The sequence below is a fragment of the Streptomyces sp. NPDC041108 genome, from assembly GCF_055592645.1.
Map to the genome: position 1 here is coordinate 119,407 of NZ_JBVIYK010000011.1, position 20,479 is coordinate 139,885.

Genomic DNA, 20,479 nt, shown 5'->3' on the forward strand with positions numbered 1-20,479 from the left:
GCCGCAAGGGGGCCCGCAGTGGCTCCGCTCCCCAGGAGAAGCAGCCTCATGGACGACGCCGTGCGCCGACGCCGGCAGGCGTTGTTCCTCGTCTTCCTGCTCGCCGGCATCTCGATGTCGTCGTGGGTGACGCGCACGCCCGCGATCAGGGACCGGCTGGATGTCTCCACCGCGCAGATGGGTCTGGTCCTGTTCGGGCTGTCGCTCGGCTCCATGCTGGGGATCAGCTGTTCGGGGCGGCTGGTGTCCAGGTACGGCACACGCCCGGTGATCTCCTGGGGGACGTGGCTGCTGCTGGCCGGGATGGTCACGATCTGCTGGGGCGGCTTCGCCGCGTCGGTGCCCCTGGTGACCCTGGGCCTGTGCGCGTTCGGCGCCGGCATGGGCGTCGGGGACGTGGCGGTGAACGTCGACGGCGCCGACGTCGAGCGGATCAGCGGGCGGACCACGCTCCCCCCGCTGCACGGCTTCTTCAGCCTGGGCACGGTGTGCGGAGCCGCGGCGGGCATGGCGGCGACGGCGGCCGGGGTCCCCGTGCACCGGCATCTCGCGGCGGTCGTCGCGGTCTGCGTCGGCCTCCTGCTCCACGCGGTGCGATCCATCCCGGCGGGCACCGGCCGCACCGCCCCCGCGAAGACCCGGGACGGCGGCGGGGAACGGCACCCGGCGGTCTGGAAGGACGGCAGGCTCCTCCTCATCGGTGCGATCGTGCTGGCCATGGCGTTGGCCGAGGGCTCGGCCAACGACTGGCTGCCCCTGCTCATGGTCGACGGACACGGAATGGACCCCACCGCGGGCTCCCTCGTCTACGCCGGGTTCGCCGCCGCCATGACGGTGGGCCGCTTCACCGGCACGTACGTCCTCGACCGCTACGGCCGTATCACCGTGGTGCGCGCCAGTGCCGCCTCCGGCGCACTCGGCCTGCTCCTCGTCGTCGTCTCCGACAGCCCCGCGCTGGCCGGCGCCGCCGTGCTGTTCTGGGGCCTCGGCGCCTCGCTCGGCTTCCCGCTGGCGCTCTCCGCCGCCGGGGAGTCCGGCCCCGACGAGACGGCCCGCGTCAGCCTCGTCGCCGTCATCGGCTACGTAGCCTTCCTCGTCGGCCCGCCGGGGCTCGGCTTCCTGGGCGAACAGATCGGTCTGCGGCCCGCCATGCTCGTCGTCCTCGCCTGCGTCGTCTGCGCGGCCTTCCTGGCCCCCGCGGTCGACACCTCCCGCCGGAGCACTGTCGCGGGCGCGGCACCCCAGACCGACGACGAGCCCACCCGTTCCGGCACGCGGGCCCGCCCGCAGCCCTGACGGACGGCCCGGGACGCCGCCGAACGGGGGATTGCCCCCTCTTCCCGGTCCCGAACGGCGCCGGGCACGGCGGACCCGTCCGCCCCCCGGAACGCCCCCGCCCCAGCGGCTCCCTCGGCCCCACCGCCGCACTGCACGCCGTACCATTGCGGCATGTCCTTCCTCCGCCGCCGCAGCGCCACTCCCGCCGGTCCCGAATTCGACGTACTGGCCATGGACCCGGGCGACTGGCCGGGCAATCTCGGTGCCGGTCTGCTGCCCGCCCCCGACGGCAGTTGCCAGGGCGTCTTCCTGCGCTACGACCTCTACGGCGGCCGCGGCCCCGCGATGATCATCGGCAACCTCCCGGAGGGCTCCCCGGCGCGCGAGGTCTCCGACGGAGAGATCCCCTTCGAGGTGAGCCAGCTGCTGATCGCGCTGGAGAACGAGGAGGACATCACCGTCGTCGGTTCCGAGGACATCCCGGTGATGCAGGGCGACAACCTCCTGATCGTCCGCCGCCTCAAGCTCTCCGAGTCCCGGATCTCCTGCGTCCAGTTCGACCGCAGCGACAACGTCCTGGTGACCATCGCGGCCTGGGACCGCCCCATCACCGACGACCTGTACGCACTGCTCAAGCCGCTTCCGGCGGAGCTGTTCCAGCAGGGCTGAAGGCGGCAGAGGACGAAGACGAAGAAGGGCCGGGTGCACGCACCCGGCCCTTCTTCGCGCCCTCGGGCAGCCACGTCCTCACGCGGCGGGCAGCACCCGCACGTCCGCCGCCCGCACGAACGCCACCCGGTGGCCGAACTGGATCTCGTAGTACAGATCCTCGCCTACCACGACCCGATGCCCGCTCGTGTCGAAGGAGACGGCGTAGTAGTACTCGCCGGGCACCTTGTCACCGGCCACGTACCGCTGGCCCTTCAGAAGTTTGTACGGCAGCGGGGACACCGCCTGCACCGGTACGCCGGCCGGGTACGCCGCCGCCTCCGGGTAGGCCCGGCCGTACACCGGGATGTCCGCGAGACCGTCCCGGGGCGTCACCAGCAGGCCGGCCGCACCGACCGCCGTCGGCTCGTCCTCGGGGTTCTTGAACCATGCCTTCTGCCCCAGATACCAGATCGCCGTCCAGTCGCCCTGCCGCTCGGCCACGGCGTACTGCTGCCCGGTGGAGACCCGGGATCCGAGGTCGTTCACCCCGGTCGTCGAGGCGCTGCCGTCCGGCCGCAGTCCGATGTCCTTGATCAGGGGCGAGGTCGCGTCGGGCCGGCTGTACAGCCGCACCGCGCTGGATCCGTGCACCGCGCAGGGTGCGCCGCCGGACGCGCAGCCGGTGAACGCGGGCCGGTTGTCGGCGTAGTCCGGACGGATGGTGACCATGTCGCTGTCGCTGCCGGAGGTCGCGCCGAGCGGTGCGCCCAGCAGCTCGAAGTAGTGCCGCCAGTCCCAGTAGGGGCCGGGGTCGGTGTGCATCCCCGGGATCGTCGCCGTCGTCGGGCCGGGCACCGTGTCATGGCCGAGGATGTGCTGCCGGTCCAGCGGGATGCCGTGCTTGTCGGCGAGGTACCGCACCAGCCGCGCCGAGGCGCGGTACATCGCCTCCGTGTACCACGCGTCCGGCGACGCGAGGAACCCCTCGTGCTCCAGGCCGATCGACGCCGCGTTGACGTACCAGTTGCCGGCGTGCCAGCCCACGTCCTTGGCCTTGATGTGCTGCGCGATGTGCCCGTCCGTGGAGCGCAGCGAGTACTGCCACGACACGTACGTCGGGTCCTGGACCAGTTCGAGGGTGGTGTCCCAGTAGCCCTCGGTGTCATGGACGACGATGTACCGGACGGGCTGCGAGTTCGGCCGGTCGGCCAGGTCGTGGTTGCCGTAGTCGTCGTCGCCGAACTCCGCGTACGCCGCCGGGATCCACTCGCAGGACACCGTCGCCGGACACTCCGTGGCGCCCGCGGCCGACGCGCGCAGCCCCGCCCGGGACAGCTGACCGGCACGGGGTACGAGACCCGGCTCGGCCGGCAGCGCCACCCGCTGGCCGGCGTCCGTGACGCGCTCGGCGCCCTCGCGGATCACGGCGAACACCTCGTCCGCGTACGCCGCGGCCGTCGCCCGGTCGTCGGCGCCGGAGAAGCGGGCCACGGCGCCGTACCAGTCCGCCGGATCGGCACTCGGCCGCGCGCCCAGCTCCCGCTGCGCGGCGGCGAGCAGGGCCGCACCGCCCGCCACGTTCGCGGCGGGGTCCGTGCGCAGCGTCCGCTCGGGCAGGCCGGTCAGTGCGGCGGCCCGTGTCAACGTCCGCAGCCTGGAGGGGATTTCGGCCGGTGCGGGCCGGCCCGCCTCGGCGGCCAGGGGTGGCCGGGAGTCGTCGCCGCGCGGGTCCTCGTCGCCCTCGCTGTGGTGCGGGGCCTCGGCGAGGGCGGTACGGGCGTCGGTGAGGTGCATGGGGCCGTAACCGCCGGTGACACTCGGCGCTCCGCCGTGCGTGTCCCAGCGGGACTGCAGGAAGGAGACGCCGAGCAGCACGTCGCGTGGCACGCCGTACTCGGCGGCCGCGGTGCCGAACGCGCCCTGCAGACGGGCCGAGGCGGCGGACGGCTGGACGGTGGGCGGGGCCGCGCCCAGCAGGGGCAGCAGCAGGACGGCGGGGGCTGCGGCGAACGCTGTTCTGCGCGCACGTCCGGGGTGCGGGGTGGGCCTGCGATCGGTGGGGGTACCTCGCAAGGCGGCCTCCTCAAGCGGTGGGGCGTTGGCGGGGGCGTGCGGGACCGGACGGCACCAGTGCCGCCGGCCGGCCGACGATCCGTCAATCATGCCCGCAAGAAGCCTCTTCCGCTGTGATTGCCCACCCGCGACGACGCAGGCCGCGGTGCTCGACGGCCCGCGCCGCGAGGGGCGGGGCCGCCCGGCATGGCGAAGGTCCGCGGTGCGCCACCCCCTTGCACAGGGGCGCACCGCGGACCTTCGTTCCCTTCAGCGAGTGCCGACCGCCGCCCGGACGGCCTTGCGGGCCAACTGGCAGTCGTCGTGCAGTCGCCTGAGCAGCAACCGCTGTTCCTCGCCGGACGGCGCGGCAGCCGGGTGGGCCGGGCCCGGTGCCGTCGGGGTCGCGTCGTGCATCGAACGCTGCACGGCCGTCTCGTAGGTACGGATCTCCCGGGTCAGGACGAGCATCAGGTTCACCAGGAACGCGTCCCGCGAGGCCGGGCCCGCCGACTGCGCCAGCTGACTGATCTGCCGCCGCGCCACCGGCGCGTCCCCGAGCACCGCCCAGAGCGTGGCCAGGTCGTACCCCGGCAGGTACCACCCCGCGTGTTCCCAGTCCACCAGCACTGGACCGGCCGGTGAGAGCAGGACGTTCGACAGGAGGGCGTCGCCGTGACAGAACTGGCCCATGCCCTGACGGCCCGACGCGTGCGCGATGCCGTGCAGGAGCTTCTGCAGGTCTCCCATGTCCCGGTCGGTGAGCAGACCCAGCTCATGGAACCGGGAGATCCGCTCCGCGTAGTCCAGCGGGGCGTCGAACGTCCCCGTCGGCGGCCGCCACGCGTTCAGCCGGCAGATCGCGCCGAGCGCCGCCCGGATGTCGGCGCGCGGCGGCGCCTCCACCGGATGCCGCTGCAGGGCGGCCACCCGGCCCGGCATCCGCTCGATGACCAGGGTGCAGTTGTCCGGATCCGCCGCGATCAGCCTCGGCGCCCGCACCGGCGGGCGGTGCCGGACGAACGAGCGGTATGCGGCTATTTCGTGCCGGAGCCGCTCCTCCCAGATGGAGGAGTGATCCAGTAAACACTTGGCGACGGCCGTGCTGCGGCCTGTCGTACCGACGAGCAGCACCGAACGGCCGCTGCGGCGCAGCACCTGGACCGGAGTGAACTCGGGGCAGATGCGATGCACCGACGCGATCGCCGTGCGCAGCTGCGCGCCCTGAGGACCCGACAGGTCGAGTCTGCCGCTGAGCGGCTGGGTGCCGAGCCCCGGCACGCGCCGCGCCCGTCCGGCACCGAGCACCGGAGCCGCCGTACGCGTGGGGTCGAGGTAGGGGCCGCCGCCGCCCGGCTGACGGGGGTGCAGCGACCGGGGAGGAGCGGACACGGAGGACGATGCTGCGTACATGGGGGAGACAGATCCCTTCGTGTGCCGGCAATGTCACGCGCCGCCCGCCCCGGCCGTCCGGGGGCACCCTGGGGAGTGCCCGTCGGGGCGACCGGGTCGGGGTGGCGCTTTCCTACCTGACACCGGATGGGCCGTGGCACACCATGTAGCGCACCCTGGCGAAGCCTGGCGAATAGTCCCCGTGCAACTGACAGAGGGCTACATTCAACTCAGCCGAGAACCTGGGGGCTTGACGTGAGCGGACCATCCAACACTCGACTCGCAGACCTGTTCGGCCTGGCCGGCTGGTCGAAGGGAGAGCTCGCGAGGCTGGTCAACCGGCAGGCGGCGGCCATGGGCCACCCCCAGCTGGCGACCGACACCTCACGGGTGCGGCGGTGGATCGACATGGGAGAGATCCCGCGCGATCCCGTACCGCGGGTGCTGGCGGCCCTGTTCACCGAGCGTCTCGGCCGTGTCGTGACCATCGAGGACCTCGGTCTGGTCCGGCACGGGCGTACGGGGAAACGGCGGGGCGGCGGGAATGCGGAGCATCCCGACGGCGTGCCGTGGGCGCCCGAACGGACTGCCGCGGTCCTCACCGAATTCACGGGAATGGACCTCATGCTCAACCGACGCGGCTTGGTGGGCGCGGGTGTCGCGCTCACCGCGGGACCTGCTCTCAGCAGCGCCATGCACGACTGGCTGCACACCGATCCGGCCCTCGCGGCCGACGCTCCCGACCTCGACGATCCCCTGCACGCCGACCCCGCCGGGTACGACCGCTACGAGGCAGCCCCCATCGGGGTGCAGGAGATCGAGGAACTGGAGCGCTCGGTCGAGGTGTTCCGGGCCTGGGACGCGGCCCGGGGCGGCGGGCTGCAACGCAAGGCTGTCGTGGGACAGCTGAACGAGGTGGGAGGGATGCTCTCCTACCACCACCCCGAACGCATCCAGCGGCGCCTGTGGGGCGTCGCCGCCAACCTCGCCGTCCTCGCGGGCTGGATGTCGCACGACATCGGCCTCGAACCCACCGCCCAGAAGTACTTCATCATCGCCGCCCACGCCGCCCGGGAGGGCGGTGACCGGCCCCGGGCCGGCGAGGCCCTCTCCCGGGCGGCCCGGCAGCTGGTGCACCTCGGCAAGCCCGACGAGGCACTCGACCTCATGAAGCTCGCCCACTCCGGCTCCGGCGAGCAGGTGCTGCCACGCACCAGGGCCATGCTCCACACCGTCGAGGCATGGGCCCAGGCGTCGATGGGCAAGGGCCAGGCCATGCGCCGCACGCTCGGGCAGGCCGAGGACCTGTTCGTCTCCGACCGGTCGGACGTGCCGCCGCCCAGCTGGATGCAGATGTTCAAGGAGGAGGACCTCTACGGCATGCAGGCCCTGGCCTACCGCACCCTCGCGGAGCACGACCCGGCCGCGGCCAAGCAGGCCCAGCACTATGCGCAGAAGGCCCTGGAGCTGCGCGTCGACGGCCGGCAGCGGTCCAAGATCTTCGACTTCCTGTCCATGGCCTCGGCCTGCTTCATCGGCGACGACCCGGAACAGGCCGACCGGTACGCCCGCCTCGCTCTGATGTCGATGGGTTCCAACTCCTCCCACCGCACGTGGGACCGGCTGCGTGAGATGTACCGGCTCACCGGTCAGTACTCCAGCTATCCGAAGATCCAGGAGCTGCGGGAGGAGCTCAAACTCGCCCTGCCCAAGCCCCAGTCGAAGAACAAGGGCGACATCGCCCCGGCGTGAGCGCCGAGCACGGCCCCCGGACCGTCCGGAGCCGATGACGGTGTGTCCTCAGGAGCTGACCCTGGCGACGAGTACACAGGCGTCGTCCGCACGCTCGGCCTCGCCGAACTCCTCCACCACTGTCCGTACACATTCCTGGGCCGTACGCGCCCCGCCGAATCGCGGGGCCAGGTCCAGCAGCCGCTCGACGGCCGCCTCTCCGCCGCGCCGGGGCACCAGTCCATCGGTGTGCAGGAGCAGCAGGTCGCCCTGTTCGAGCGTCACTTCGGCCTGCCCGTAGACGGCACCGGAGGTCGCTCCGAGCAGGACGCCGTCCGGCGCCGTCAGCACGTGCCCCGTCCCGTCGCGGAACAGCAGCGGGGCGGGGTGCCCCGCCTGCGCCCATACGAGGGTGCGGGTCGCCGGCCGGTAGCGGCAGCAGACGGCGCTGCCGAGGGCCGGTTGCACGGTGGTGTCCAGTAACTGGTTGAGGCAGGCCATCAGCCGGCCCGGCTCGGTGCCCGCCATCGCCATGCCGCGCAGGGCACCGATCAGCATCGCCATGCCCGAGGTGACGGTGACGCCGTGTCCGGTGAGATCCCCGACGCTCAACAGGCTCTCGCCGCCCGGTAGTTCGAGGGCGTCGTACCAGTCGCCGCCGATGAGCGCGCTGGTCGAACAGGGCAGGTAGTGGGCGGCCAGGTCCAGCCTCTCGGGTCCTTGCCGGGGGAGCCGCAGGGAGGCGCGCCACGGCGGCAGCACGGCCTCCTGGAGTTCGACCGCGAGCCGGTGCTCCGTCTGCGCGATGTGCCGCTGCCGGTGCAGCGAGTCACGGGTCTCGCTCTCCGCCCGCTGGCTGCGCCGCAGTTCGCTGACGTCCCGCAGGACGGCCCACATCGACGCCGTGGCGCCGTCCTCGTCGAGGACGGGCTCGCCCATCATGTGCACGGTGCGCGCCCCGCCGTCGGGGAGCACGATCCGGAACTCCCCGTCGATGCGTCTGGCGTCGATCAGGCAGTCCGTGACCATCGCGGTCAGTGTGGGACGGTCCTCGTCGAGCACCAGCGACGGCAGTTCGTCGAGGGTGAGCGGCGGGGAGGCGGGGTCACGGCCGAGGATCTGGTACAGCTCCCCGGACCAGTCGGCCTCGTCCGTGAGCAGGTTCCACTCGGCGCTGCCGACCCGGCTGAGCAGGGAAGGGCGCGGGGGCGCCGGGGGTGGGGCGGCCGGGGGCGCGGGGGCCGGCGGCGGGGCGGGGCCGTCCCGCAGCTGGGCCAAGTGGTCGTCAAGATCGCTGAGTTGATGTAAGGCCAGGTCGTAGAGCGCGCGCTGCCAGCGGACCTCGGGGTCCGCCGTGTCGACGGGCGCGTCACGGCGGACGGCGTCCATGTCGCCCCGCAGCCGCCGCGTCTGCGAGATGAGGGCGTCGACCGTGCCGCGGTTGGGCGGCTGGGCGGCGGGACGATCCGCAGAGAGAGGGGACGGCATCACGTACTCCGATGGGGGACGGTACGACCAACGCTGACGTAAGGGCCGATTACGACTGTCGCACAGCCCGCGACGCGCTGTAAGGGATTTGGCAAGACACGATGCAATGGTGCTTCCGGCATATGTCACCGTCCTTGCAGTCGGGATCTTCCCCTGCGTGTCGGTACGTCTTCGCGGGCCCCAAGTCGTAGGAATGGTATGTGACTTGACGGTGTGTCGGCTCCCGTCACATGCCTTTCATTCCCGTGTTCGAAGGGCATATGTGCGACTACCCCGAAAGGGAATCGAGTGACATGGGTCACAGTGGCGAATCCATGGAGCCGCGGGTCACGAAAACCTTCCGCGAGGTCGAGAACGCACGTGGGCGCACGGGTCGGCCCGCGTCGCAGAAAGAGCTTCACCGAAACGGAGACCGTTCAATGACCGTCACGCTGGAACAGCCCGCCCGCGCTCTCCTCGTCACCGCCGAGGACCGGGAGGTGCCGGTGCCCGCGAGCCTGCGCTACTCCTCCGACGACCCGCTGGCCGTGCACCTCGACTTCCCGGCCGACATCTCGCTGAACGGCACCATGGTGACCTGGACCTTCGCCCGTGAACTGCTGGAGAAGGGGGTGAGGGCGCCCGCCGGCAGCGGCGACGTGCACATCTGGCCCTGCGGCCGCCTGCGCACGGTGGTGGAACTGCACTCCCCGTACGGCACCGCCCTCCTCCGGTTCGAGAAGGCGGGCCTCCAGCGCTTCCTGCTGAGCAGCTACGGCGTCGTCCCCGCCGGACGGGAGGAGCTGGGCCCGGCGCTCGACCGGGGGCTGACGTCGCTCCTCGGCGGCGTGTGACGGCGTGCGGCACGGGCCGGCCGCCACCGGGGCGCGCGGGCCGGGCCCGGCCCGCGCGGCTCAGTAGCGCAGGATCCCGGCGATGCCCCGGGCGTCGCCGAGCATGCCGTCGGGGACGAAGGAGATCTCGGCGCCGGTGTCCAGGCACCGCTCGACGATCTCGTCCACGATGTCCTCGCGGGAGTCGAGGTCCCCGCTCTCGGCCGGCACGAGATGGCCGCCCCCCGCCCCGCCGGGTCCGACGCCGCCTCCGTCGGAGCGGACGCTCGCGCGGTAGTTCTCCTCGACGGCCAGGAGCCGCAGGCGGCCCTGCTGGGCGTTCTGCCAGATCTCGTCGAGACCGGCCGCGAACTCCTTGCTGCCGCGAGCCGTCTCCAGCCGCCGGGCCACGAGGTCGGCGTTCCTGCGCTCCTCGGCGGCGACCAGGGGCCGGACCGCCTGCCACACGGTGTCCGGGGTGCCGTGCGCCAGACCGCCGTGCGGGATGTGGGTGGCGTCCCGGGTGACCGTGCCCATCTCGTCGAACAGGGCCAGCGCCGCCGGAGCCCCGGTGACGTACAGGGGCCGGTGCCGGGCGCGCATGACCCGCGCCAGCGCGGTGTCGGCGTCCCGCAGGAAGCGGCGGGTGTCCTCGTCGCGGAAGGCGGACGGCAGGTCGCCGGTCCGCTCCTGGCGCTCGGCGTCGAAGTTGTCGCGCTCCCGGGTCAGGGGGAACCCGCCGGTGTGCGCCTCGGTGACCCGGTCGCCGCCCCCGTTCCACAGCGTGACCCGGTCCGAGGAGACCGAGAGCACCCAGAAGGACCGCTCGGCGGCCCGCGCGGCCACCAGGTTCCGGGTGAGGAAGGTGTCCGAGAGCACCACACGTTCCGGCACGGGCCGGGCCAGGGACCAGACCTGGTGCTCACCGGGCGCCGCGAAGATCACCAGACCGTCCTCGGCGTGCGCGAGATCCACCTCGGCCAGTGCCTGGTCCAGCTGGCGGGCGACATCGGTGCGCCGCTCGCGCGTCACGGCGGGATCGCGCTCCAGCCGCTTCCTGGCCTCGGCGACCACATTGCGCAGCCGGACCGGGTCCTGGGCGTTCTCGGGTTCCCTGCGGTGGGTCGGTGTCAGCACCGAGACCGCGGGGTAGGGCCGCGGACGGCGCAGTTCGGTGAGGGTCGCGGGACTGAGGGCATGCTCCATGACTTCACGATAGGACCGATTCGCATGTGGGGCATTTGGGGTAATCCGGCCCTCGGTGCGGAAGGTTCCGACGGTCGGCGCAGGACAGCGGCGAGCCCGCCGGCACACACCCTCGCGGTGCGCGCCGACGGGCTCCTCGGTGCCGTGCGGCCGTCGCTGCGGTCAGCCGACTTCCTTCTTCAGCGCCTTGTCGGCGGCAGCCTTGGACGGCTTCCACCAGGTCGTCACCGGCTCCCAGACCTTGACCTTCTTGCTCGCGCCCAGCTGCTTCAGGGTGAACGTGCGGCCGTTGAGGTTGGGGTTGGCCGACGCCGTGATCGTGTCGACGCGACGGGCCTCCGGGTCCTTCAGGTCGGCGATGGTGCGGACGGCCGCGTAGACCGTCTTGCCCGCGCCGACCTTGTACGGGCCGCTCTCGCCGGACGGCACCGGCTCGGCCGCCCCGTCCAGGTCGCCGAAGGTGACGACGGGCAGACGGTCGATGGTGCAGGTGCGGGTGCCGGTGTTCTTCACGCTGATGTGCACGACGCGTGTGTCCTTCGCCTGCTTGGCCCCCAGCTTGAGGACCTTCGCCTTGCAGACCGGGGTCTTCGCGGCGGGCTGGGCGGCCAGCCCCTGCGGGGCGGCGGCGATGAGCAGCGCGGCGCCGGCGGTCGCCACGGTCGAGACGGTGAGGAAGGAACGGATGCGCATCGGTGGAATCCCCCAGTATTGGTCACGTACAGGTACGGCACGCACAATCGTGACGTCTGCCCAGTGTGACGTCCGGGTTGTGCGCGGGGTTGTACCGAACCTGTGCGTGTTACACGCCCGATGCTCAATCGTCGGCTCCGCATGAACTTCCGTCGTCCGGCAGCGTCCCGAACAGCAGGAAGTCGTCGACCTTCTCGTGCACGCACGGGGAGGACCCGTACCCGGTGTGCCCCTTGCCCTTGTTGTCGAGCACGACGGCCGAGGAGCCGAGCCGCTTCGCCGTCTCCACCGTCCAGCGGTAGGGGGTGGCCGGGTCCCCACGGGTGCCCACGAGCAGCATCTTCGGGGTGTCGACGTCCCGCACCTTCTCGCGGATGAAGTCGGTGCCCGCGGGGCGGCCGTAGCACATCAGCACCTGGGTCAGCCGGTAGGCGCCGAAGACGGGGGAGGCGTCCTCGTAGGCCTCCCGCAGCTTCTCCAGATCGTCGGTGATCCTCCTGGCGGTGGGCCGGTCGGGGTCGTCGGCGCAGTTGATCGCCATGAGCGCGGCCGGGTAGTTGTCCAGCGGTACCTTCTCGGCGTCGACGAGCCCCGCGTGCGGAGTCGGGGTGCCGGAGGCGTTGGGTTCGGCGGGCTCGTGCGGGCGGGCCGGGACCACGGACCGGTACAGGGCGGTCTGCGGGGCGAAGCCGCCGCCCGAGAGGGCCATGACGCCCCGGATGTCGCCGTCGTGGACGAGCATGTTGAGCGCCTGCGTGAGCAGGGGCCACAGCTGTTCGCTGTAGAGGGCGTGACCGATGGCGCCCACCAGGTCCTGACCGGTGAAGTCCGCCCCGAAGTCCGAGGGCACGGGGTACTCGTCCAGCGATTCGACCAGTGCGACGACCTGCTCACGGGCCGAGCGGGAGTCCTGCCCGAACGGGCACGTCAACTGCTCGGTGCACGCGTCGAGGTAGTCCTCCAGCGCCCTCTGCTGGCCCGCCGCGCCGACCAGACCCTGTTCGGTCAGCGGTTCGGTCAGGGTGTCCACGCCGTCGAGGACCATGCGGCCCACCCTGTCGGGGAACTGCGCCGCGTATACCGCGCCGAGCCGGGTCCCGTAGGAGAAGCCGAGGTAGTTGAGTTTCTTGTCGCCGAGGGCGGCCCGCATCACGTCCAGGTCGCGGGAGGCGTCGAGGGTGCCGATGTGCGGCAGTACGGGGCCGGAGTTCTTCCGGCACGCGGCGGCGGCCCGCCGCAGCCGGGTCAGCGACGTCTGCGGGTGGTCGGCGTCGTTCCCGTCGTCGGTCGCCTCCAGCGCCTCCTCGGTGCCGTCGCCGCAGCTGACGGGGGAGGATCGGCCCACGCCGCGCGGGTCGAAGGAGACAAGGTCGTAGCCGTTGGTGAGATCCATGAAGTCCGCGCCGCTGTAGGCGAGTTCGGGGACACCGGGGCCGCCGGGGCCGCCGAAGTTCAGCAGCAGTGAGCCGCGGGGGTCGCCGGTGCCCCGGTAGCGGGCCACCGCCAGGTCGAGGGTGCCCGCCCGGGGCCGCGCGTAGTCGAGCGGTACGGTGATCCTGCCGCACCGCAGATCCCTGGGTGCCTCCATGCCTTCGCACGTCGACCACTTGATCTTCTGCCGGTAGAAGCGGGTCAGGTCGGTCTGCTCGGCGTCCTGCTGCTTGTCGGCGCCCGCCACCGTGGCCGGCAGCCCGGCCCCCAGCAGGGCCAGCACCGCGACCGCGGCTCCGGCGAGCGGGCACCGTCTGTGCGTGGACCGCATGCGTGCCTCCCGGGACACCCGGCCGGGGCGACCGGGGACAACCCCCGGATCACCATAGGCGGCCCCTCCCGGCCACGCCTCCCAGCGGGCGGAACGGCCGGAACCGCCGTATCCTGCGCCGCACCGCCGCCAGAGCGGGTCGCTCGTCCGTGTGAAGGGGGCCGGCGGGCGGGCCCCTCGCCCGGCGAATCGGCCGTTTCCGGCGTCGCGGCCGCGACCGGGGGTCGGCGAGGATGCTGCGGGGCGCGGCTGACCGCCCGTGCCCGCGGCCGCACGCCGGCCGCGCACCCGCGTCAGCGAAGGAGCGCGCAGATGACCTCTGCGGGGCGTCAGGACCTCGTCGTCACCCGGGCCACGCCCGACGACTGGGCGGTGGTCGCCCGATGGGCGGGCGACGAGGGCTGGAACCCGGGGCTCTCGGACCCGGCGTGCTTCTTCGCACAGGACCCCGAGGGGTTCTTCATCGGCCGGCTCGACGGCGAACCGGTCTCCTCCGTCTCGGTCGTCACCTACGGCGCCGACCACGCCTTCCTCGGCTTCTACCTGGTCCGCCCGGATCTGCGCGGCCGGGGACACGGCCTCGCCACCTGGACGACCGCGCTCGCCCACGCCGGCGACCGGACGGTCGGTCTCGACGGAGTGGTCGCGCAGCAGGACAACTACCGCCGGTCCGGCTTCGAGCCCGCCCACCGCACCTACCGGTACGCGGGAGTGATCCCCGAGTCCGCCCCGCCCGACGGCCTCCTGCCGGTCCGTGACGCCGCGTCCCTCGCCGCGTACGACCACTCCTGCCACCCGGCCGACCGTCCCCGCTTCCTGGAGCGGTGGCTGACCACCGACGGACACCGGGCCCTCGCGCGGATCGTCGACGGGCGGCTCGCCGGCTACGGCGTCATCCGCCCCGGCCGGGACGCCCTGCGGATCGGCCCCCTGTTCGCCGACACCCCGGCCGACGCCCGCGCGCTCCTCACCGGGCTCGCCACCGAGGCCGCGGGCCGTGCGCTGGCCATCGACGTGCCGGAGCCGAACACGGCCGCCGTGGCGCTGGTCGAGGAGTACGGGCTGACCCCCTCCTTCGAGACGGCCCGCATGTACACCGGCCCCGTCCGGCCGTACGCGACGGAGCGCGTCTACGGGGTCACGACTCTCGAACTCGGCTAGCCGACGGGACGGCGTCCCCCGCGCCGGACCGGGCCGGAGTGTCCGGCGTCCCGTCCGGCGGGGCGGCGACGTCCTTCCTGAACGCCCACTCCATACGCGGCTCGACGACACAGCGCAGGGCGGCCCGTACGGGCGCGGTGCACAGCAGGGTGATGCCGCCGGCCGCCACGGCCGTCACCGCGAGCTGCCCGAGCGGGGTGTGGACCCACTCCACGGCGTACCAGTCCCTGAAACGCGCCCACTTGATCACGAAGCCGTGCAGCAGATAGCCGTACATCGTGCCGGCGCCCAAAGCGGTGAACCACAGCCGCCGGCGCGGCACCCAGGCCAGGAAGCAGGCCGTCAGCAGCACCGCCAGACAGAACAGTGCGGGCGTCGTCAGCAGGCCCGCCCAGCGGGACACGCCCTGACCGGTGACGCTGCCCCGGTGGTAGAACCAGCCCGCGTCGAACCACGGGGCCACCCGGTACGCGGCCAGGAACGCCCCGAGGCCCACCGGGAGCAGACACAGCCGCGCCCGGCGGGTCCGCAGCCGCTCGAAGTGCTCGGCCCGCAGGGTCAGCCCCAGCACGAAGAACGGCAGGAACCCCAGCACACGCTGGATGGAGACGTCGCCGCCGAGATCCGGCGAGACCGCCGCCAGCGTCGCCAGGCCCAGCGCGACGGGCAGCGGATGACGCAGCATCAGCCACAGGGGCGTGGTCAGCCTCCAGACGAAGAGCGCGACCAGGAACCACATCACGTACCAGGGGTCCAGCAGGCTCAGCGGATAGCCCGGATCGTCCTGCGCCCACCGGTAGAACAGCGTGTACGCCGTCTCGAACACGACGTACGGCAGCACCACTCCCGTCATCAGCCGTTTCAGCCGGCCCGGCGCCATGTCGAAACTCCGCGAGAAGTAGCCGGAGATCAGGGCGAAGGCGGGCATGTGGAACGCGTAGACGGTCAGATACGCGGCCGTCACGGTCCGGCTGCCGTACGTCAGCGGCTCCCACGCGTGCCCGCAGGCCACCAGGACGATGGTCAGGTACTTCGCGTTGTCGAAGTAGGGGTCCCGCGAGGTCCGCCCCGCCCGCGGCCCGGCCCGCTCGGGCGGGGCCGCGGGAGAGGTGCTGGTGTGCTGCACCACGTCTTCGGACATCGGTGGAGGTCTCCGGGCTGCGACGACGGAACCCGGACCGCCTGCCCCGTCCCGCCCGACTCAGTCCTCGTCGGTGACGGCGCTCCCGGTTCCGGCGTGGAACCGGCGGTGCGGGGCCCGCGCCTGGCCGGCCGGCTCGGGCACCGGCCCCTCGACCGTCACCCCCGGCGCGATCTCCCGCACCGGCAGCGTCCCCGCCGACGTCGAGGGTACCCCCAACTCGCCCAGCCAGAGGGAGAGTTGCTCGGACGAGGCGACGTACACGATGCGGCCGAGGGCCCACCCAGGCGTGGGCGGCCGTGCACAGTGCACCCTCTCGGATTCGTCCACCCGTCGTCGCCCACGCCTTCCTCGAACCGTTCGGTTCACCTGTCGCGACGTGCGCCCTACGTCGTAAGCCTGCGTCAGGGTCGCTCGCGCGAGCGACACCCGGACGGCCCTGCCGGGTGGCGCGGCAGGTGGCGCGGGCAGGGGTCCGTGTCGTTCCCGATGCGGAGAAGCGGGCGAATTCCGTTGCCAGGGCGAACGACTGATGATGGAGTGAGCGGTATGGATCACGCTGCTGTGCTGGCACTGTTCGACCGTGACATGCGGGAGGGCGCTCGTCCCGACGGGCCCGGAGCCCGGATCGAGCGCGTCGGCGGGGTGGTGCGCCAGGTCGGTTTCGAGAACGGCTGGAGCGGCGTCGTCTGGTCCGACCTGGACGAGGCGCGCGCCGACGCGGCGATCACCGAGCAGATCCGGTACTTCTCCGGCCTCGGCCGCGACTTCGAGTGGAAGCTGTACGGCCACGATCTCCCCGTCGACCTGGGGCGACGCCTGCGCGACGCCGGGTTCACGGCCGCTCCGGAGGAGACGCTGATGATCGCGGAGGTCGCCGACCTGAGCCTCGACATCGAGCCGCCCGAGGGTGTACGGCTGCTCCCGGTCACCGACCGCACGGGCGTGGACATGGTGGCCGACGTCCACGAGAGGGCCTTCGGTACGGACAGCACCCGGATGCGCCACCAGCTGCTGTCCCAGCTCACCGGGGACCCCGAGTCCGTCGTGGCCGTCGTGGCCCTCGTCGGGGACGAACCCGTGAGCGCCGCGCGGATGGAACTGGTCCCCGGCACGCGCTTCGCCGGGCTGTGGGGCGGCGGCACGGTCGAGGGCTGGCGGGGCCGGGGCGTCTACCGCGCCCTGGTCGCCCATCGCGCCCGCGTCGCCGCCGACCGCGGCTACCGCTACGTGCAGGTCGACGCGCTCGCCACCAGCCGCCCGATCCTGGCCCGCATGGGCTTCGAGCCACTCACGACGACCACGCCGTACGAGTACACCGTGGGGAGCGCAAAGTCCGCCTGACCGTCCGGGAGGGGACCGGCGGCACTCGCGTCAGGTGGAGGCTGCGCGTGAAGTGGCCGGGGCCGATCGTGCGACCGTGCCCACGGCGGACGCAGGGCTTCGTCCGTCCACAACAGGCCATGGTCCACGTGGTGTTGCCGCAGCATCCCGGCGCGGGGCCGTTCCGTCGCCTCCACGTGGTACGTCACGTGCCCGTCGCACCCGCTCTCGCCGCCCTCCGCGTCGAGCAGCCGCAGCACGAACACGGGAACCCCGAGTGTGTGCTCCGGCCGCTCCACGACGGGTTCGATCTCGGCCCACCACGGAACGTCGACGGAAGGGGCCGGTGACACCGAGGAAGCCCGCGCCCGAGGTCACCCATGCGCTGAAGGTTCTGCTCACGGCGACAGCCTGGGGGCCGCAGCGGGAGAAGGGCCAGGGAACTACGTCGCATCCGCGGGCCGGTCCGGAAGGCGACGGCCGGCCCGCGGATGCGAGCCGGCCGCCGTTACCCCTCGCGGGCGTCCTGTTCTACACCTGTGGCGTGCGGCCCGCACGCGGAGTGCCCCTCGCCGCCGCGCCGGCGCACATCAGCCCCAGCAGCAGCGCCAGGCAGCCGATGACGATGTTGTTGACCACGACCCCCGCATCCGGGCTGTCGCCGACGATCCACGCCGCGACGATCATCCACACGCCCAGCGCGCACATGGCCCAGCTCAGCCCGTACATCCTGTCCGGTGCGGCCGTGAAACCGAGGGCCAGCAGACCGATGGCGATGCCCACGACGAGGTTGTGGGACGCGAGCGCCGGCTGGCTCGTCGTGTAGTGGAGTATCCACGGGGACACGGCGCAGTACAGACCGAGGAGGAACACCGGTCCGTCCACGAGTGCCACATCGCGACCACCCAGCATGCGGGCGAACCGGGCCTGCATTTCGGGTGCGTCGGGGTGGCTGGTGATGTCACTCCTGTGTGAGACGTTGGCCATGACTCGAACTCCTTTGAACTCCGCAGGCCTGACCGCGTCCGGCGGGGTATGCGGTGAGCGCCGCGTACGTTCATTCTGCTCTTATTTTTCCCTTATGTGTAGTCATCGGAATAGAGGGAATGGTGGGCGAACCCGCCCCCGAAGGGCGCCGACCGCTGCTCGGAGGCGGGTCCTGGCGGGGGCCGCGCCCTCGACCGGAAGCGCCCCGGTCGTCGGCCCCGCGCCTGCTGCTTCCGTGACCCGCCGGTGCACGGATGCGCGGATCGCTCTCGGATCACATGAAACGCTTGTGCGTCGAATATCCATGCGGTGCGCGTGCCTCTGTCGCCGCCGGACCCGCCCAGGCGGCTCTGCAGTCGCCGCAGCCCCCGCCGGGGCACATCGCATCGCTTCTGCATCGTATGCTCGCCGCATGGCTGCGTACGGGGAGGAGAGCCCCGCCGATCCGGGACTGACCAGCGGTGCGCTGGCCCGCCGGCTGGGCGTGTCGCCCACGACGCTGCGGTCCTGGGACCGCCGCTACGGCATCGGGCCCGCGGTCCGCGGCGACGGCCGGCACCGGCGCTGGAGCCCGCGGGACGTGGCGGTGCTGGAGGAGATGTGCCGGCTGACGTCCGCCGGACTGCCCCCGGGCGAGGCGGCACGTGTGGCGCGCGCGGGGACCGGCACCCCGGCGGGGAGCGAGGCGGAGGAGGAGACCGGGGGAGCGCGGCTGCCCGACGACGACCGCCCCGTGCGGCCGCCCGGGCCCGGTCGGCCGTCGTCCCCGGGAGGCACCCGCGAGGAGTGCCGGGGCCTGGCCCGCGCCGCCGTACGTCTCGACGCTCCGGCCGTGGAGGAGCTGCTGGCCGGGGCCGTCGAGCGGCACGGGCTGACGGTGGCCTGGCAGGACGTGATGGTGCCGACCCTGCACGCGGTGGGCCGCAAGTGGGCGTCGTCCGGTGACCGTTACGTCGAGGTGGAGCACCTGCTGTCCTGGCACGTCTCCACCGCCCTGCGTCGCCACACCCGGGCACCCGTGCCCCGCCACGACGCCACCGCTCCCGGCCCGGTCGTCCTGGCCTGCGTGCCCGGCGAACAGCACAGCCTGCCGCTGGAGGCGCTCGGCGCGGCGCTCGGTGAACTCGGCCTGCCCGCCAGGATGTTCGGCGCGGCCGTCCCCGCCGAGGCGCTCACCGCGGCGGTCGAGCGGCTCGGCCCGGTGGCCGTGGTCCTGTGGGCCCAGGCCCGCTCCACGGCGAGTCCGCCGCTGGCCGGCCACGTCGCCGCCATGCGCTGGGGTGTGAAGGGCGCCCGCCGGCAGTCGCTCGTCGTGCTCGGCGGCCCCGGCTGGCACGGGCGCCCCGCGCCGGGTACGGTCCGGCCGTCCTCACTGGCGGAGGCGCTGGAGGCGCTGACCGGACTGTACGGGCGGGCGGCCCGGCCGGATCAGGAACTGCGCCCGCGCAGGAACCGCTCCCGCCCCTCCGCCAGCTCGACGACCGGCTCCGGATAGTCGAGCGCGGCACGGTCCAGCCCCCGCAGCTTCCAGGGTTCGTGCACCGCGGGCGCCGCGAGGTCCGCCAGCTCGGGCACCCAGCGCCGTACGTACGCCCCGTCCGGGTCGTACCGCTTGGCCTGGGTGACCGGGTTGAGGATCCGGTTGGGGCGGGTGTCGGTGCCGGTACCGGCCATCCACTGCCAGTTGAGCTGGTTGTTGGCCACGTCCCCGTCGACCAGCAGGTCCAGGAAGTGCCGGGCGCCGACGCGCCAGTCGATGTACAGCGTCTTGGCGAGGAAGCTCGCCGTCAGCAGCCGGCCCCGGTTGTGCATCCAGCCCTCGTGGCGGAGCTGGCGCATGGCCGCGTCCACCACCGGATAGCCGGTGCGGCCCGCCCGCCACGCCTCGACCTCGTCCGGCGCGGTACGCCAACGGTCGTGCTTGGCGCGGTAGTCCGCCTTCGCCGCCGCCGGACGCGCGGCCAGCACCTGGCGGTTGAAGTCCCGCCAGGCCAGCTGCCGGACGAACGCCTCGGCTCCCGGACCGCCCGCCCGGCGGGACCGGTGCACGAGTTCGACGGGGGAGAGGGTGCCGAAGTGCAGATGGGGCGAGAGCCGGGAGGTCGCGTCGCCCGCCAGGTCGTCGTGCCGGTCCTCGTACGCCTCGATGCCCGAGCGCAGCCAGGCCGAGAAGCGGCTGCGGCCCTCCGTCTCGCCGCCCGCCGCCAGACCGGGGGAGACGCCGGACAGCCCGGCGCGGGAGGGGAGTTCCTCCGAGCCGACGCCGTCCGGCACGCGCACGGTCCGTGGGGCGGCCGATGCCTCCCGCAGCCGCTGCCGCGACCAGTGGCCGAAGTACGGCGTGAAGACCGCGAAGTGGTCCGAGGACGCCGGCAGCACCGCGCCGGGGTCCACGGCGGACGTCACCGTGGCGTGGACGTGCAGGCGCACGCCCTCGGCCTCCAGCGCGCGCCGCAGCCGCTCCTCGCGACGCTGGGCGTACGCGCTGACGTCGGCCGCGAGGTGCACCTCGTCGGCGTCCGCCTCGGCGGCCACCTTGCACACCTCCTCCACCACGTCCCCGGAGCGGACCACGAGCCGGCCGCCCCGCTCCCGCAGCCCGGTGTCCAGGTCGCGCAGACAGTCCGCGAGGAACGCCAGGCGGTTGGGCGCCGCGAACCCGGCGCCGGTCACGGCCCGGTCGCGCACGAACAACGGGACCACCTGCCGCGATCCGTCGAGCGCGGCGCGCAGCGGCGGATGGTCGTGCAGCCGCAGATCGCAGGTGAACAGGACGACCGAGACGTTCATGTCGGGCTCCGG

16 protein-coding genes and 1 pseudogene are annotated in these 20,479 nt (G+C 72.9%); 7 read left to right on the top strand and 10 right to left on the bottom strand.

Annotated features, from left to right (window positions below; translation table 11 throughout):
• Positions 1–48: 48 nt before the first annotated feature.
• Both ACZ6BB_RS28345 and ACZ6BB_RS28350 read left to right on the top strand, forming a co-directional pair.
• Positions 49–1,296, top strand: coding sequence for an MFS transporter (locus ACZ6BB_RS28345; protein ID WP_471617973.1), 1,248 nt, complete (start codon positions 49–51; stop codon positions 1,294–1,296).
• Positions 1,297–1,449: 153 nt separating this feature from the next.
• Positions 1,450–1,947: a hypothetical protein gene (locus tag ACZ6BB_RS28350; protein ID WP_046917562.1), complete on the top strand. Its 498-nt coding sequence runs from the start codon at positions 1,450–1,452 to the stop codon at positions 1,945–1,947.
• A 78-nt stretch (positions 1,948–2,025) separates the two neighbouring features.
• On the opposite strand, the gene ACZ6BB_RS28355 is transcribed toward ACZ6BB_RS28350, so the two are convergent.
• Positions 2,026–4,002, bottom strand: coding sequence for an N-acetylmuramoyl-L-alanine amidase (locus tag ACZ6BB_RS28355; RefSeq protein ID WP_471617974.1), 1,977 nt, complete (start codon positions 4,000–4,002; stop codon positions 2,026–2,028).
• A gap of 249 nt (positions 4,003–4,251) precedes the next feature.
• On the bottom strand, positions 4,252–5,394 hold the full coding sequence (locus tag ACZ6BB_RS28360; RefSeq protein ID WP_471617975.1) for an aminoglycoside phosphotransferase family protein: 1,143 nt from the start codon (positions 5,392–5,394) through the stop codon (positions 4,252–4,254).
• Between the two features lie 234 nt (positions 5,395–5,628).
• On the opposite strand from ACZ6BB_RS28360, the gene ACZ6BB_RS28365 reads away from it, so the two are divergent.
• Positions 5,629–7,125 carry a DNA-binding protein NsdB gene (locus ACZ6BB_RS28365; protein ID WP_471617976.1) on the top strand — a complete coding sequence of 499 codons (1,497 nt, stop codon included), beginning with the start codon at positions 5,629–5,631 and terminating at the stop codon, positions 7,123–7,125.
• Between the two features lie 48 nt (positions 7,126–7,173).
• Here the strand turns inward: ACZ6BB_RS28365 and ACZ6BB_RS28370 are convergent, their stop codons facing one another.
• The gene (locus ACZ6BB_RS28370; protein WP_471617977.1) at positions 7,174–8,592 is read right to left on the bottom strand and encodes a PP2C family protein-serine/threonine phosphatase; all 1,419 of its coding nucleotides are present in this window, start codon (positions 8,590–8,592) and stop codon (positions 7,174–7,176) included.
• A gap of 419 nt (positions 8,593–9,011) precedes the next feature.
• Here ACZ6BB_RS28370 and ACZ6BB_RS28375 point away from each other — a divergent pair, with 419 nt between their 5' ends.
• Positions 9,012–9,425: an SsgA family sporulation/cell division regulator gene (locus ACZ6BB_RS28375; RefSeq protein ID WP_471617978.1), complete on the top strand. Its 414-nt coding sequence runs from the start codon at positions 9,012–9,014 to the stop codon at positions 9,423–9,425.
• 60 nt (positions 9,426–9,485) lie between these two features.
• Here ACZ6BB_RS28375 and ACZ6BB_RS28380 read toward each other — a convergent pair whose 3' ends face one another.
• From ACZ6BB_RS28380 to ACZ6BB_RS28390, 3 genes are all read right to left on the bottom strand, one after another.
• Positions 9,486–10,610 (bottom strand): baeRF3 domain-containing protein, encoded by a 1,125-nt coding sequence (locus ACZ6BB_RS28380; RefSeq protein ID WP_471617979.1) that lies wholly within the window; start codon positions 10,608–10,610, stop codon positions 9,486–9,488.
• A gap of 162 nt (positions 10,611–10,772) precedes the next feature.
• Positions 10,773–11,303 (bottom strand): DUF4232 domain-containing protein, encoded by a 531-nt coding sequence (locus ACZ6BB_RS28385; RefSeq protein WP_471617980.1) that lies wholly within the window; start codon positions 11,301–11,303, stop codon positions 10,773–10,775.
• A gap of 124 nt (positions 11,304–11,427) precedes the next feature.
• Positions 11,428–13,065, bottom strand: coding sequence for an alpha/beta hydrolase (locus tag ACZ6BB_RS28390; protein WP_471617981.1), 1,638 nt, complete (start codon positions 13,063–13,065; stop codon positions 11,428–11,430).
• Between the two features lie 312 nt (positions 13,066–13,377).
• Here ACZ6BB_RS28390 and ACZ6BB_RS28395 point away from each other — a divergent pair, with 312 nt between their 5' ends.
• Complete coding sequence (locus ACZ6BB_RS28395; RefSeq protein ID WP_471617982.1) at positions 13,378–14,226, top strand: GNAT family N-acetyltransferase; 849 nt, start codon at positions 13,378–13,380, stop codon at positions 14,224–14,226.
• Here ACZ6BB_RS28395 and ACZ6BB_RS28400 read toward each other — a convergent pair.
• Both ACZ6BB_RS28400 and ACZ6BB_RS28405 read right to left on the bottom strand, forming a co-directional pair.
• The gene (locus ACZ6BB_RS28400; protein ID WP_471617983.1) at positions 14,204–15,367 is read right to left on the bottom strand and encodes an acyltransferase family protein; all 1,164 of its coding nucleotides are present in this window, start codon (positions 15,365–15,367) and stop codon (positions 14,204–14,206) included. The genes ACZ6BB_RS28395 and ACZ6BB_RS28400 overlap by 23 nt on opposite strands.
• Before the next feature lie 60 nt (positions 15,368–15,427).
• Positions 15,428–15,674 (bottom strand): annotated as a pseudogene (locus ACZ6BB_RS28405) (nucleoside deaminase); the annotation flags it as partial.
• Positions 15,675–15,916: 242 nt separating this feature from the next.
• On the opposite strand from ACZ6BB_RS28405, the gene ACZ6BB_RS28410 reads away from it, so the two are divergent.
• Positions 15,917–16,711, top strand: a complete 795-nt coding sequence (locus ACZ6BB_RS28410; RefSeq protein ID WP_471617984.1) for a GNAT family N-acetyltransferase — start codon at positions 15,917–15,919, stop codon at positions 16,709–16,711.
• 510 nt (positions 16,712–17,221) lie between these two features.
• Here the strand turns inward: ACZ6BB_RS28410 and ACZ6BB_RS28415 are convergent.
• Positions 17,222–17,677, bottom strand: a complete 456-nt coding sequence (locus tag ACZ6BB_RS28415) for an SPW repeat protein (protein ID WP_471617985.1) — start codon at positions 17,675–17,677, stop codon at positions 17,222–17,224.
• A gap of 412 nt (positions 17,678–18,089) precedes the next feature.
• On the opposite strand from ACZ6BB_RS28415, the gene ACZ6BB_RS28420 reads away from it, so the two are divergent.
• Positions 18,090–19,172: a MerR family transcriptional regulator gene (locus ACZ6BB_RS28420; protein ID WP_471617986.1), complete on the top strand. Its 1,083-nt coding sequence runs from the start codon at positions 18,090–18,092 to the stop codon at positions 19,170–19,172.
• Here ACZ6BB_RS28420 and ACZ6BB_RS28425 read toward each other — a convergent pair.
• Positions 19,106–20,467 (bottom strand): cryptochrome/photolyase family protein, encoded by a 1,362-nt coding sequence (locus tag ACZ6BB_RS28425; RefSeq protein WP_471617987.1) that lies wholly within the window; start codon positions 20,465–20,467, stop codon positions 19,106–19,108. The genes ACZ6BB_RS28420 and ACZ6BB_RS28425 overlap by 67 nt on opposite strands.
• Between the last annotated feature and the right edge of the window lie 12 nt (positions 20,468–20,479).

Excerpts from the sequence above, each read along its gene's own strand:
- ACZ6BB_RS28345 (WP_471617973.1), top strand. The coding sequence starts at position 49 with ATGGACGACGCCGTGCGCCGACGCCGGCAGGCGTTGTTCCTCGTCTTC.
- ACZ6BB_RS28350 (WP_046917562.1), top strand. The coding sequence starts at position 1,450 with ATGTCCTTCCTCCGCCGCCGCAGCGCCACTCCCGCCGGTCCCGAATTC.
- ACZ6BB_RS28360 (WP_471617975.1), bottom strand. The coding sequence starts at position 5,394 with ATGTACGCAGCATCGTCCTCCGTGTCCGCTCCTCCCCGGTCGCTGCAC.
- ACZ6BB_RS28370 (WP_471617977.1), bottom strand. The coding sequence starts at position 8,592 with ATGCCGTCCCCTCTCTCTGCGGATCGTCCCGCCGCCCAGCCGCCCAAC.
- ACZ6BB_RS28375 (WP_471617978.1), top strand. The coding sequence starts at position 9,012 with ATGACCGTCACGCTGGAACAGCCCGCCCGCGCTCTCCTCGTCACCGCC.
- ACZ6BB_RS28380 (WP_471617979.1), bottom strand. The coding sequence starts at position 10,610 with ATGGAGCATGCCCTCAGTCCCGCGACCCTCACCGAACTGCGCCGTCCG.
- ACZ6BB_RS28385 (WP_471617980.1), bottom strand. The coding sequence starts at position 11,303 with ATGCGCATCCGTTCCTTCCTCACCGTCTCGACCGTGGCGACCGCCGGC.
- ACZ6BB_RS28390 (WP_471617981.1), bottom strand. The coding sequence starts at position 13,065 with ATGCGGTCCACGCACAGACGGTGCCCGCTCGCCGGAGCCGCGGTCGCG.
- ACZ6BB_RS28395 (WP_471617982.1), top strand. The coding sequence starts at position 13,378 with ATGACCTCTGCGGGGCGTCAGGACCTCGTCGTCACCCGGGCCACGCCC.
- ACZ6BB_RS28400 (WP_471617983.1), bottom strand. The coding sequence starts at position 15,367 with ATGTCCGAAGACGTGGTGCAGCACACCAGCACCTCTCCCGCGGCCCCG.
- ACZ6BB_RS28410 (WP_471617984.1), top strand. The coding sequence starts at position 15,917 with ATGGATCACGCTGCTGTGCTGGCACTGTTCGACCGTGACATGCGGGAG.
- ACZ6BB_RS28415 (WP_471617985.1), bottom strand. The coding sequence starts at position 17,677 with ATGGCCAACGTCTCACACAGGAGTGACATCACCAGCCACCCCGACGCA.
- ACZ6BB_RS28420 (WP_471617986.1), top strand. The coding sequence starts at position 18,090 with ATGGCTGCGTACGGGGAGGAGAGCCCCGCCGATCCGGGACTGACCAGC.
- ACZ6BB_RS28425 (WP_471617987.1), bottom strand. The coding sequence starts at position 20,467 with ATGAACGTCTCGGTCGTCCTGTTCACCTGCGATCTGCGGCTGCACGAC.